Origin of the sequence: Pseudomonas sp. FP198, from assembly GCF_030687895.1 — a bacterium.
Classification (GTDB): Bacteria; Pseudomonadota; Gammaproteobacteria; order Pseudomonadales; family Pseudomonadaceae; genus Aquipseudomonas.
The window spans coordinates 4,651,157-4,663,970 of sequence record NZ_CP117452.1; the positions used below are offsets into that span (position 1 = coordinate 4,651,157).

Consider the following 12,814-nt stretch of genomic DNA (forward strand, 5'->3'; position numbering starts at 1 on the left):
CAGGCATGGCCCGCCGAAAAATAGCCGGGAATTGTACCTGATCCATCGTGCAAGCGTCACGTTCGCCTGTCGATGGGCTTTTGTGGAATGAGAACCAGGGTCGCTTCGCAACCCAGCGGGGATAAATCCCCTCGCCACAAAAGCTCCCTCGCCCCAAGGGCGTCGGTCAACCCGCCCGGCGCAGCAGCCAGAGCCCGGCCAGCGCGCAGACCGTGGCCGGCACCAGCACCGCGAGCAGCGGCGAGAAACCGAACACCAGGCTCGATGGCCCCAGCAGGTCCTGGGCGATACGGAAGGTGAAGCCCACCAGCACGCCGGTGAAGACCCGCTGGCCAAGGGTCACCGAGCGCAGCGGACCAAAGATGAAGGAAATCGCCATCAACACCAGGGCGGCAGTGACCAGCGGCTGCAATACCTTGACCCAAAATGCCAGCCAATAGCGGCCATTGTTCAGGCCCTGGTCCGCCAGGTAGTGGATGTAGCCCCACAAACCGGTGATCGATAGCGACTCCGGCGCCATCACGACGGTGCTGAGCAACTGCGGGCTGATCTGCACGTCCCAACGTTCCTGTGGAGCGGCGACCACCTCGGTGCGCTTGTCATGGAACAAGGTGGTGGTGACGTCGCTCAGTTGCCAGTGATCCTCGGCGAAATTGGCGCGTTTGGCGAAGCTCGACGACAGCAGGTGCCGCTCGTCGTCGAAGCGATACCGGGTCACGCCGTACAGCGTGCCGTTAGGCTGCACCGAGTTGATGTGGATGAACTCGTCACCCTGGCGGTGCCACAAGCCATGCTTGGCGCTTTGTGCATCACCGCCGCCCTGGGCCAGGGAGCGATTGGCCTGGGCGGTATTCTCGGTGGCCGGCGCGACGTACTCGCCAACCAGCAGCCCGACCAGCATCAGCACCAGCATCGGTTTCATCACCGCCCACACGATGCGGCCGATGGACACGCCGGCGGCGCGCATGATGGTCAGTTCGCTGTTGCTCGCCAGGCTCCCCAGGCCGATCAGGCAACCGATCAGCGCAGCCATCGGCAACATGTCGTACAGCCGCCGTGGTGCCGTCAGCAACACGTAGCTCGCCACGTCCAGCAATGTATAGGTATCGCTGACATCGCCCATTTCGTCGATGAACGCGAACAGGGTCGCCAGGCCAAGAATGATCCCCAGCACCGCGAGGATCGCCATGAACACGCTGCTGCCGATATAGCGGTCGAGTTTAACCACGGGCCACCTCCAGCGCGCTGCGACGACTGGCCAGCTTCAAGCGCAACGGCTCCCAATAGAGCAAGCCCAGGCCAATGACCAGGAAGATCGAATGCACCCACCACAGGCCCAGGGCCGGCGGGATCTTGCCTTTCTCCAGGGCACTGCGGGCGGAAATCAGGATGGTCAGGTAGGCCATATACAAAAGAATCGCCGGCAGCAGCTTGAGGAAACGACCCTGGCGCGGATTGACCCGCGACAGCGGCACCGCCATGAGGGTCACGATGAACACCAGCAACGGCAGCGACAGGCGCCATTGCAGTTCGGTGCGGGCGCGGATGTCGTCACTGCCCAGCAGGCTGGCGGTAGGCATGGCATCACGGTCGGTGACTTCATCGCTGACATCGGGCTTGGGCAGCAGCACACCGTAGGTGTCGTACTTGATCGCCCGGTAATCGGCCTGCCCCGGCGTGCCATCGTAGCGATAGCCGTTTTCCAGGATCAGGTAGCGGTTGCCGTCGGGGTTGATTTCCTGGCGGCCCTTTTCAGCCACCAGCACGGAAATCCCGCGGTCCTTCTTGGTGTCCGAAGAGATATTTTTCTGGGTGATGAAGACACCGCCGAGGTTGACCCGGTCGTCCGACAATTGTTCGGTGTAGGTGACACGCGTCCCGTCACGCAGGGCCTGGAAGCGCCCCGGCACCAGGGTGTCGAATTCGGTCATGGCGTCCTGCTGGTTGATCAGCAGCTGGAACTGGTTGGCGCCCTGGGGCGACAGGCTCAGGCTCAGCCAGGCCACCACCAGCGCCACCAATGTGGCCGGGAACAGAGTGATGCGAAACAGCCGCTGCTGGCTCATGCCGGTGGCCGACAGCACGGTCATTTCACTGTCGAGGTAGAGGCGACCGTAGGCCAGCAGGATCCCGAGGAACAATCCCAGCGGCAGGATCAGCTGCAGGAAGCCCGGCAGGCGGAACCCCATGATCAGGAATAGCGAGCCCGGATCGAGGGCGCCCGAAGCCGCCTGGGCAAGGTACTTGATGAAGCGCCCGCTCATGATGATGACCAGCAGCACGGCACTGACCGCGCTCAGGGTCAGCAGGACTTCGCGGGATAGATAACGGAAGACGATCAAACCAGACACTCCACGATTGTCAGGCTAGGCGGCCAAACAAGAAACGTATCGAGCCGACGCATACTGCGAGCAGCCGAAAAAAGAGCCGCATTATCCTGTGATTGGAGGCGCCTGTCACTGCGCATGCTTTAAGCAGACGCTCCCCAGCCAAAAAAGTTAACCGTTGCGAGGGTTGTCAGCTTCGGGCGCCGGGGTTCAAACTGCGGCCTTTGTCGCCGGCAAGCTCCGGCGCTTCTTTTATATAGAAGACAGCTGTTCAGCGCGCCACTGTCGTCGCGGCGCCTGGCCTCTTGACCATTGACTCAAGGATCCGGACATGGAACTGGTTGTAAAAAGCGTCAGCCCAGAAACGTTGAAGACCGCCACGCTGGTGGTTGCCGTTGGTGAGAACCGCCAGCTCGGCGTCGTCGCCACCCAGCTCGACGCCTTGAGCGGCGGCGCCATCAGCGCCGTGCTCAAGCGCGGCGACCTGGCCGGCAAGGTCGGCCAGAGCCTGCTGCTGCACAGCCTCCCCAACCTCAAGGCCGAACGCGTGCTGCTGGTGGGCGTCGGCAAGGACGCTGAACTGGGCGACCGTCCGTTTCGCAAGATCATTGCCGGCGTCTTGGGCACCTTGAAAAACCTGGGCGGTGGCGACGCCGTGCTGGCCCTGGACGAACTGGTTGTAAAAGGCCGCGACAGCTACGGCAAGAATCGCCTGCTGGCCGAGACCCTGGTGGATGGCGAATACCAGTTCGACCAGTTCAAGAGCCAGAAAGCCGAACCCCGTGCGCTGAAAAAAATCACCCTGCTGACCATCAAGGCTGCCCAGGCCGAGGTCCAGCGCGCCGTGACCCACGCCACCGCGATCGCCAACGGCATGGCCTTCACCCGCGACCTGGGCAACCTGCCGCCGAACATCTGCCACCCGACCTTCATGGGTGAACAGGCCAAGGCACTGGGCAAGGAATTCAAGGGGCTGAAGGTCGAGGTCTTCGACGAGAAGAAAATCAAGGACCTGGGCATGGGTTCGTTCTATGCCGTCGGCCAGGGCAGCGCCCAGCCGCCACGCCTGATCGTGATGCAATACAACGGCGGCAAGAAATCCGAGAAGCCGTACGCCCTGGTGGGCAAGGGCATCACGTTCGACACCGGCGGCATCAGCCTCAAGCCCGGCGCCGGCATGGATGAAATGAAATACGACATGGGCGGCGCCGCCAGCGTGTTCGGCACCCTGCGCGCCGTGCTCGAGCTGCAATTGCCGATCAACCTGGTCTGCATCCTCGCCTGCGCCGAGAACATGCCCAGCGGCACGGCTTCGCGCCCGGGCGACATCGTCACCACCATGAGCGGCCAGACCGTGGAAATCCTCAACACCGACGCCGAAGGCCGTCTGGTGTTGTGCGACGCCCTCACCTATTCCGAACGCTTCAAGCCGCAAGCGGTGATCGACATCGCCACGCTGACCGGCGCCTGCGTCGTCGCCCTGGGCGCCCATACCTCGGGCCTGCTGGGCAACAACGACGAGCTGATCGGCCAACTGCTCAGTGCCGGCCAGCAGGCCGACGATCGCGCCTGGCAGTTGCCGCTGTTCGATGAGTACCAGGAACAGCTGGACAGCCCGTTCGCCGACATCGCCAACATCGGCGGCCCGAAAGCCGGGACCATCACCGCAGCGTGCTTCCTGTCGCGCTTCACCAAGAACCTGAACTGGGCCCACCTGGACATCGCCGGCACGGCCTGGACCAGCGGTGGCAAGGACAAGGGCGCCACCGGCCGTCCGGTTCCCCTGCTGACCCAGTACCTGCTGGACCGCGCCAAGGCCTGACACCGATGATCGCCGGTGCGTCGCCCTCGGGTGACGCCCCGGCGATTCAAGGAACGCAATGACCAAAGTCGACTTCTACATCCTGCCCAGCGCCGATCCCTCGGCGCGACTGGATTTTGCCTGCAAGCTCACCGAGAAAGCCTGGCGCATGGGCCATCGCATCTATTTGCATTGCAGCGATGCCGCTCAGCGCGAAGACCTGGACGCGCGCCTGTGGGCGTTCAAGGGCGAGAGTTTCGTGCCCCACGGTCCGGCCGAAAGCGAACCCGAAGGACTGATCGTGCTGGGACTGGGGGAAGACTGCGGTCAGCATCAGGACCTGCTGGTCAATCTCGACCTGAAAGTGCCGGCGTTTGCCCAGCGTTTCGCCCGCGTGGCGGAAGTCGTGGTCGAAGACCCGGCCATCCGGCAAGCCGCGCGGGAGAGTTTCCGTTTCTACCGCGAACAGGGCTATGCTCTGCAAGACCACCGTTTACAGCGACTCTGAGCCTACGATGGACACTCCAAAACCGCCGCAAAAACCTGCTCACCTGCTGGATGACCTCGAGTCGATCCGCCAACTGCTCGGTGACGACACCTTGCAGCCACCGCTGTTGACCGACACGGTGGAACACGAAGCCGTGCATGACGAGCAGATTCCGCTGCTGTTCGAACCGATCACCGGCCAGCCCGAACCCAAGCCAGCCCCCAAGGCCGAACCCAAAGGGCCCGACGCCCTGTTGCATCTGGACCAGGAATTGCGCGCCGCCGCCCAACTGATCCTGCAAGACGTGATCGACGATTTCGCCCCGCACATCGAAACCGAGATCAAACGCCGGCTGGATGCGCGGATGGAGCGGTTGTTGAGCCAGTACGAATAGATAACAGACCTGCTGATCGTCCCCTGTGGGAGCGAGCTTGCTCGCGATGGGGCCGGCACATCCAATATAAGTGCAGGCTGAACCACCGCCATCGCGAGCAAGCTCGCTCCCACAGGGTTCACTGCCCCTATATATACCCGACGTGCCGCTCCCAGCCTGTGGCTTGCACTCGCCCCGCCCGCTATACTTCCCGGCTTTTCCTGAATAAATGCCAATAGGGTCCCGCCGCGCATGGATAAGACCTACCAGCCGCACGCCATTGAAACTTCCTGGTACAACACCTGGGAGTCCGAGAATTATTTCGCTCCGCAAGGCGCGGGCGATTCCTACACCATCATGATCCCGCCGCCGAACGTCACCGGCAGCCTGCACATGGGCCACGGTTTCAACAACGCGATCATGGATGCCCTGATCCGTTTCCGTCGCATGCAAGGCCGCAACACCTTGTGGCAGCCGGGCACCGACCACGCCGGTATCGCCACGCAGATGCTGGTGGAACGTCGCCTCGAAGCCCAGGGCCAGAATCGCCATGACCTGGGTCGCGAGAAATTCCTCGAGAAAGTCTGGGAATGGAAAGACGAATCCGGCGGCAACATCAGCCGTCAGATCCGTCGCCTCGGCTCGTCCGTGGACTGGAGCCGCGAGCGCTTCACCATGGACGACGGCCTGTCCGAAGCGGTCAAGGAAGCCTTCGTGCGCCTGCATGAAGACGGCCTGATCTATCGCGGCAAACGCCTGGTCAACTGGGACACCAAGCTGCACACGGCCATTTCCGACCTCGAAGTGGAAAACCACGACGAGAAAGGTTTCCTATGGAACCTGAAGTACCCGCTGGCCGACGGCGCCAAGACCGCCGAAGGCAAGGATTACCTGATCGTCGCCACCACTCGTCCGGAAACCATGCTGGGCGACTCCGCCGTAGCGGTGAACCCGAACGACGAGCGCTACCAGGTGCTGATCGGCCAGTTCGTCGAGCTGCCGCTGGTTGGCCGTCGCATCCCGATCATTGGCGACGACTATTGCGACCCCGAATTCGGCACCGGTTGCGTGAAAATCACCCCGGCCCACGATTTCAACGACTACGAAGTCGGCAAGCGCCACAACCTGCCGCTGCTGAACATCTTCGACAAGAACGCCAATGTCCTGCCGGCCGCCCAGGCATTCAACCTCGACGGCACCCTGAACGAGAGCGTCGACGGCCATATCCCGGCCGAATACGCCGGCCTGGATCGCTTCGAAGCGCGCAAGCAGATCGTTGCTGCGTTCGAGGCCGCCGGCCTGCTGGTCAGCGTCGACGATCATGCCCTGAAAGTCCCGAAAGGCGATCGTTCCGGCACCATCATCGAGCCGTGGCTGACCGACCAGTGGTACGTGTCGACCAAGCCCCTGGCCGAGCCGGCGATCGCCGCCGTGGAAGACGGCCGCATCCAGTTCGTGCCCAAGCAATACGAAAACATGTACTTCTCGTGGATGCGCGACATCCAGGATTGGTGCATCAGCCGCCAGCTGTGGTGGGGCCACCGCATCCCGGCCTGGTACGACGAGTCGGGCAAGGTCTACGTCGGTCGCGATGAAGCCGAAGTCCGCGCCAAGCACAACCTGGGCCCGGACGTAGCGCTGGCGCAGGACAACGACGTTCTCGACACCTGGTTCAGCTCGGGCCTGTGGACGTTTTCGACCCTGGGCTGGCCGCAACAGACCGAGTTCCTGAAGAAATTCCACTCCACCGACGTGCTCGTCACCGGCTTCGACATCATTTTCTTCTGGGTCGCCCGGATGATCATGCTGACCATGCACCTGGTGAAGAACGAGGACGGCACGCCGCAAGTGCCGTTCAAGACCGTCTACGTCCACGGCCTGGTGCGCGACGGCCAGGGCCAGAAGATGTCCAAGTCCAAGGGCAACGTCCTCGACCCGCTGGACATCATCGACGGCATTGACCTGGAAACCCTGGTGCAGAAACGCACCTCGGGCCTGATGCAGCCGAAACTGGCGAAGAAGATCGAGAAGGCCACCCGCGAAGAATTCGCCGAGGGCATCGCCAGCTACGGCACCGACGCCCTGCGGTTTACCTTCTGCTCGCTGGCATCCACCGGTCGCGACATCAAGTTCGACATGGGCCGCGTCGAAGGCTATCGCAACTTCTGCAACAAGATCTGGAACGCCGCGCGCTACGTGCTGGACAAGGGCGAAGACTGCGGCCAGAACGGCGAAGCCTACGAGTTGAGCCTGGCTGATCGCTGGATCATTTCGCAGTTGCAACGCACCGAAGCCGAAGTGACCCGCCAACTCGACCAGTTCCGTTTCGACCTGGCCGCACAAGCGCTGTACGAGTTCATCTGGAACCAGTATTGCGACTGGTACCTGGAACTGTCCAAGCCGGTATTGTGGGACGAAAACGCACCGGTCGAGCGTCAGCGCGGCACCCGTCGCACCCTGGTTCGCGTACTGGAAGTGGCCCTGCGCCTGGCGCATCCGTTCATGCCGTTCATCACCGAGGAAATCTGGCAGCGCGTCGCACCGCTGGCCGGTGCGCAGGGCAAGACGATCATGCTGCAACCGTGGCCGTTGGCCAACGAAAGCCGCATCGATCCGGCAGCCGAAGACGACATCGAGTGGCTGAAGACCTTCATGCTCGGCCTGCGCAACATCCGCGCCGAAATGAACATCGGCCCCGGCAAACCGCTCACCCTGTTCCTGAAAAACGCCAACGCCGAAGACCTGCGTCGTCTCAACGAGAACGAAGCGCTGCTCAAGAAGCTGGCGAAACTCGAGTCGGTGACGGTACTGGCTGCGGGCGAAGAAGCACCGCTGTCGGCCACCGCCCTGGTTGGCGAGATGGAAGTGCTGGTGCCAATGGCCGGCCTGATCGACAAGGCCGCCGAACTGGCGCGCCTGGACAAGGAGATCCTGCGTCTGAAGGGCGAAGTTCAGCGCGTCGGCGGCAAGCTGTCAAACGCCGGCTTCGTCGACAAGGCGCCGGCCGAAGTCATCGAGAAGGAGCGGGCCAAACTGGCCGAGGCCGAACAGGCCCTGGGCAAGCTGGCCGAGCAGCACGCGCGGATCGCTAGCCTGTAACGGTGGTTCGTGGTTGAAAAGGGAGGCCCAGGTGGCCTCCTTTTTTTCTGTCTGCTCCATCCTTCAGACAGTAGCGAACCTGTGGGAGCGAGCTTGCTCGCGATAGCGGCAGGTCAGCCAATCTTATGCCAGCTGATACACAGCCATCGCGAGCAAGCTCGCTCCCACACAAGCTCGCCTCCACATTTAATTCGCGCAGCCATCAACACCGAATGTGGGACAATGCCCGCCACTTTGAGCCAGCCCTGAATCGACCCGCCATGACCGCCCCTCGACCTCCCCGACCTCCCCGCCAGAAGCCCAAGCCCGTCGCCGAGGCCAAAGCGCCGCGGGAGAAGGCCAGCCTGCATCCGCGCAATCGCCATCAGGGCCACTATGACTTCCCGGCGCTGATCAGGAGCACACCGGAACTGGCGAAGTTCGTGATCATCAATCCCTACGGCAAGGAAAGCATCGACTTCGCCAGCCCCGAGGCGGTGCGAGTGTTCAACCGGGCGCTGCTCAAGTCCTTCTATGGCATCGCCTATTGGGACATTCCGGCTGACTACCTGTGCCCTCCCGTGCCGGGGCGCGCCGACTACGTGCATTTTCTCGCCGACCTGCTCGCCAGCCACAATGAAGGTGAAATTCCTCGCGGCGCGGCGGTCAAGGTGCTGGACGTTGGCACCGGCGCCAACTGCGTTTATCCGCTGATCGGCTACAGCGATTACCGCTGGCACTTCCTGGGCTCGGAAATCGACCCGACGGCGATCGCGTCGGCCAAGGCCATCGTCCAGTCCAACGGACTGAACAAAGCCATCCAGCTGCGCCAGCAACCCAACCGCAAGCACATCCTGTCGGGGCTTCTGGAAAGTGCCGAACGGTTCGACCTGACGATGTGCAACCCGCCGTTCCATGCCTCCCTGGAGGAGGCCACCAAAGGCAGCCAACGTAAATGGCGGGCGCTGGGCAAGGCGGATCCGAAACGCAAGTTGCCGGTGTTGAATTTCGGCGGCCAGGCGGCGGAGCTGTGGTGCGAGGGTGGCGAGGCGCGCTTCGTCACGCAGTTGATCAGTGAGAGCGCCCAGGTCGCTGGGCAAGTGCTGTGGTTCAGCACGCTGGTATCGAAGGCGTCGAACCTGCCGGCGATTCAGGCCGCGCTGAAGAAGACCGGAGCGCTGCACAGCCAAGTGGTGGAAATGTCCCAGGGGCAGAAGCAGAGTCGGTTCGTGGCCTGGACTTTTCAGGACCAGGCGCAGCAACAAGCCTGGCGCCAGGCGCGCTGGGCTCGCAAGGACTGAACGGCGCGGCGCTCAACTCAAGTGAATTGCCCGCCATATCAGTACTTTATTCAAGGCAACAAAAAACCGTGCCCGGATCGCTCCGCGGCACGGTTTTTCATAAAACGATCTTACTTGTTGACCGCGTCGGTCAGGCCTTTGGCCACAACCAGCTTGATCACTTTCTTGGCCGGGATTTCGATGGCTGCGCCAGTCGAAGGGTTGCGACCGGTACGGGCAGGACGCTCGGTGACTTTCAGCTTGCCAACGCCTGGCAAGGTCAGTTCGCCGCCGTTTTCCAGCTGATCGGCAACCACTTGGCCCAGTTGGTCCAGCAGCGCACGCACGGTAGCTTTTGGTGCGTCTACAGATTCAGCCAAATCAGCGATCAGTTGGTCTTTAGTAAGAGCCATGTAGTGTTCCTTCCCTATCAAATTCATATGGATTGCAGAGTGCAGTGTCAGCCATCGAGCCGATCTATCTGATCAGCCGCCCTCGGTCATCACCACGACGGATCGGGGTAATAGATGCCGAAATCCGGGTTTGGTTCGACCTGACAAATGCTGAATGCACGCTTAACGCAGTGACTTCGCGTAAGACCGGGCAAAACTAGCACAACGCCTGTGAAATATCCGCCTCTACCTACCCATTTGGTCAGCTTTATTGCGCTAAATCGGTAAAAAAATGCTCACCGGGTGTCAGACCGGTCTGAAAGGGCCTTCGTCGCGTTCCAAAACCAGTGATTGCGGTACACTGGGCCCTTTTTCGGGGAGCGCGCCCTCCCCTCTTTCATCAGCCGAGAAATCCATGCCGATCCGTCATTGCATCGTCCACCTGATCGACAAAAAACCCGACGGCACGCCCGCTGTGCTCCATGCTCGCGATTCCGAACTGGCGGAGTCAACGGCCATCGAGAACATGCTCGCCGACCTCAACGAGAGCTATAACGCCAAGCAAGGCAAGGCCTGGGGTTTCTTCCATGCCGAATCCGGGGCGCATCCGTTCAGCGGCTGGCTGAAGGAATACCTCGACGGCGGCAAGGACTTCACTGCGTTCAGTCGCGTGGCGGTGGAACACCTGCAGAAGCTGATGGAAGAATCCAACCTGTCGGTGGGCGGCCACGTGCTGTTCGCTCATTACCAGCAAGGCATGACCGACTACCTGGCGATCGCCCTGCTACATCACAGCGAAGGCGTGGCCGTGACTGACGAGCTGGACGTGACCCCGTCGCGCCACCTGGACCTGGGCCAGTTGCACCTGGCGGCACGGATCAACGTGTCGGAATGGCAGAACAACAAACAGTCCAGACAGTACATCTCGTTCATCAAGGGCAGGAACGGCAAGAAGGTTTCGGAGTACTTTCGCGACTTCATCGGTTGCCAGGAAGGCGTCGACGGCCCCGGCGAAACCCGCACCCTGCTCAAGGCTTTCAGCGACTTCGTCGAAAGCGAAGACCTGCCCGAAGACGATGCCCGGGAGAAAACCAAGACCCTGGTGGACTACGCCAGCAGCCAGGCCAAGCTCGGCGAGCCGATGGGCCTGGAAGAGCTTTCGGAACTGATCGACGAAGAGCGCCCGAAAGCGTTCTACGATCACATCCGCAACAAGGACTACGGCCTGTCGCCGGAGATTCCGGCGGATAAACGCACCCTCAACCAGTTCCGCCGCTTCACCGGCCGCGCCGAAGGCTTGTCCATCAGCTTCGAAGCGCATCTGCTGGGCTCGAAGATCGAATACGACGAAGAGGCCGGCACGCTGATCATCAAGGGTTTGCCGACCTCGCTGACCGATCAGCTCAAGCGGCGTAACTGATGCTCACCCGGGTACTGAAAAAGTGCCTGCTGGTTCTGCTGGTGGTGGTCGCGTACCAGAACTGGGGCAAGATCGAGCGGGTGCTCAATCCGTCGCAGATGGTTTCGGAACAGCTTCGCAATAACGCCCGCGTCGTGTTGTACGCCACCGACTGGTGCGGCTACTGCAAGGCAACCCGACGGTTCCTGGACGAGAAAGGCGTGCCGTTTCGCGAGTTCGATATCGAGAAAGACGCCGAGGCGCGCAAGGCCTACGAGACCTTGGGCGGCCGAGGGATCCCGATCCTCGATGTGAATGGCACGTTGATTCGTGGGTATGAGCCGGAGAATATTCTCAAGGCGTTGGCCGCGATATAAATGCCGGCCAACAATCATGTCGGCCCTGATGGCCCCATCGCGAGCAAGCTCGCCCACAGTAATTGCGGTGAACACAAATCCGATGCCCACCGCAGGCCCAATGTGGGAGCGAGCCTGCTCGCGAAAGCGTTAGACCAGTCACCACCTAATGAAAAATCAGACCGCCTCGATACGAAACCCGAACCGCGGAAAGTGCACATGCACCACCCCGCCACGCTCGTCCTGACGACGCAGAATCAATACTTCGCTGCCGGCAAACAACAACTCACCAACCACCGGATCGACACCGTAATCAGTCGCCGCGATGCTCACCCGCTGCCCCGCCACAAATCCGTTCGGCTCCTCGAATGACTCATTCGGCAGCGCTGCCGGCGTCGCATTACGAGCCACCTCCAGGGCTTCTTCGGAACTCATCTGGCTCGACGCACCATGGCCGAAACCCAACACCCGCGCCAGCCAGGCCGATACCGCCGGGTGAGCATCCACCAAAGGTGAAGTGACAGGCGTACCCTTGAGGAACCACAGCGGATGCGCCATGGCAAAGTCGGCAATCGACGGATCGCCCAGCAGGAAGTCGCCCTCTTCACGCTGCAACTGCTGCTCCAGGCGCGCCATGACCACAGGCCACTGATGCTTGGCCTGCTCGGCGGACAGGCGCGTGGCCGTGCCGCCACTGAACAGCCCGGCACGGTCGCTGATGAACGCCTTGATCGCCTCGGGCGGCAACTTGGCAAAACGCACCGCCACCGATTCCGGCTGGAACACCAGGCTTACCGCATGCTGAAACACCACCGAATCCGCCCATGCCGCAAAGGACGCAGCGATCATTTCCCGGCCCTCGGGAAACAGCGCCGGCGAGGCTTTCTCCTGCTCCAGCCGCCGGGCTATCAACGCCGTGTCGCAGTAGATGTCAGCGCCGATCTGCAACACCGGCGTCTTGCGGTAACCGCCGGTCAAGGCCGTCAGGTCCGGCTTGGGCATCATCGGCGGGATACCTACCGAACGCCAGGACAGTCCTTTGAAACCCAGCAGCAGGCGGGCTTTCTCTGCGAATGGGGAGGTTGGGTAATGATGGAGGATCAGTTCAGACATGCTGGCGTCCGTCACATGGGCAAGGACGGCTAGCTTAACTTGCAATGGACAAGCGGCCTATCTGATCGGACTGGTGAATGCCAAGTCATGGACGCCAAGGCTGAGCAGCGCATGTGAAAGAACCAAACCACGCTTAGTCTGTTTAGTTATTAATATATTTCTTTTGAAGATAAAGAACTGTTAGTTCTTACAGGTTCCAGCCTGTTCC

At 61.6% G+C, this 12,814-nt stretch carries 11 protein-coding genes; 7 read left to right on the top strand and 4 right to left on the bottom strand.

The features are described 5' to 3' along the window. Positions 1-166 precede the first annotated feature (166 nt). Both lptG and lptF read right to left on the bottom strand, forming a co-directional pair. Positions 167-1,228: an LPS export ABC transporter permease LptG gene (lptG, locus tag PSH78_RS21185; protein ID WP_305496560.1), complete on the bottom strand. Its 1,062-nt coding sequence runs from the start codon at positions 1,226-1,228 to the stop codon at positions 167-169. After that, positions 1,221-2,342, bottom strand: coding sequence for an LPS export ABC transporter permease LptF (lptF, locus tag PSH78_RS21190; RefSeq protein ID WP_305496562.1), 1,122 nt, complete (start codon positions 2,340-2,342; stop codon positions 1,221-1,223). Before lptF ends, lptG begins: the two co-directional genes overlap by 8 nt. 316 nt (positions 2,343-2,658) lie before the next feature. Here lptF and PSH78_RS21195 point away from each other — a divergent pair, with 316 nt between their 5' ends. From PSH78_RS21195 to rlmF, 5 genes are all read left to right on the top strand, one after another. Next, positions 2,659-4,149: a leucyl aminopeptidase gene (locus tag PSH78_RS21195; protein WP_305496564.1), complete on the top strand. Its 1,491-nt coding sequence runs from the start codon at positions 2,659-2,661 to the stop codon at positions 4,147-4,149. A gap of 58 nt (positions 4,150-4,207) precedes the next feature. Further along, on the top strand, positions 4,208-4,636 hold the full coding sequence (locus PSH78_RS21200; protein WP_305496566.1) for a DNA polymerase III subunit chi: 429 nt from the start codon (positions 4,208-4,210) through the stop codon (positions 4,634-4,636). Between the two features lie 7 nt (positions 4,637-4,643). Then, positions 4,644-5,009, top strand: coding sequence for a DNA polymerase III subunit chi (locus PSH78_RS21205; protein WP_305496568.1), 366 nt, complete (start codon positions 4,644-4,646; stop codon positions 5,007-5,009). A gap of 231 nt (positions 5,010-5,240) precedes the next feature. Then, positions 5,241-8,087, top strand: coding sequence for a valine--tRNA ligase (locus PSH78_RS21210; RefSeq protein ID WP_305496570.1), 2,847 nt, complete (start codon positions 5,241-5,243; stop codon positions 8,085-8,087). Positions 8,088-8,347: 260 nt separating this feature from the next. Continuing rightward, positions 8,348-9,367 (top strand): 23S rRNA (adenine(1618)-N(6))-methyltransferase RlmF, encoded by a 1,020-nt coding sequence (gene rlmF, locus PSH78_RS21215; RefSeq protein ID WP_305496571.1) that lies wholly within the window; start codon positions 8,348-8,350, stop codon positions 9,365-9,367. A gap of 110 nt (positions 9,368-9,477) precedes the next feature. On the opposite strand, the gene PSH78_RS21220 is transcribed toward rlmF, so the two are convergent. After that, positions 9,478-9,759, bottom strand: coding sequence for an HU family DNA-binding protein (locus PSH78_RS21220; RefSeq protein WP_030139622.1), 282 nt, complete (start codon positions 9,757-9,759; stop codon positions 9,478-9,480). A gap of 394 nt (positions 9,760-10,153) precedes the next feature. Here PSH78_RS21220 and yejK point away from each other — a divergent pair, with 394 nt between their 5' ends. Together yejK and PSH78_RS21230 are read left to right on the top strand one after the other, a co-directional pair. Further along, complete coding sequence (gene yejK, locus PSH78_RS21225) at positions 10,154-11,158, top strand: nucleoid-associated protein YejK (RefSeq protein WP_305496572.1); 1,005 nt, start codon at positions 10,154-10,156, stop codon at positions 11,156-11,158. Next, a complete protein-coding gene (locus PSH78_RS21230) occupies positions 11,158-11,514 on the top strand; it encodes a glutaredoxin family protein (RefSeq protein ID WP_305496573.1) in 357 nt (118 codons plus the stop codon). Before yejK ends, PSH78_RS21230 begins: the two co-directional genes overlap by 1 nt. Positions 11,515-11,670: 156 nt before the next feature. On the opposite strand, the gene PSH78_RS21235 is transcribed toward PSH78_RS21230, so the two are convergent. After that, a complete protein-coding gene (locus PSH78_RS21235) occupies positions 11,671-12,606 on the bottom strand; it encodes a glutathione S-transferase family protein (protein ID WP_305496574.1) in 936 nt (311 codons plus the stop codon). Between the last annotated feature and the right edge of the window lie 208 nt (positions 12,607-12,814).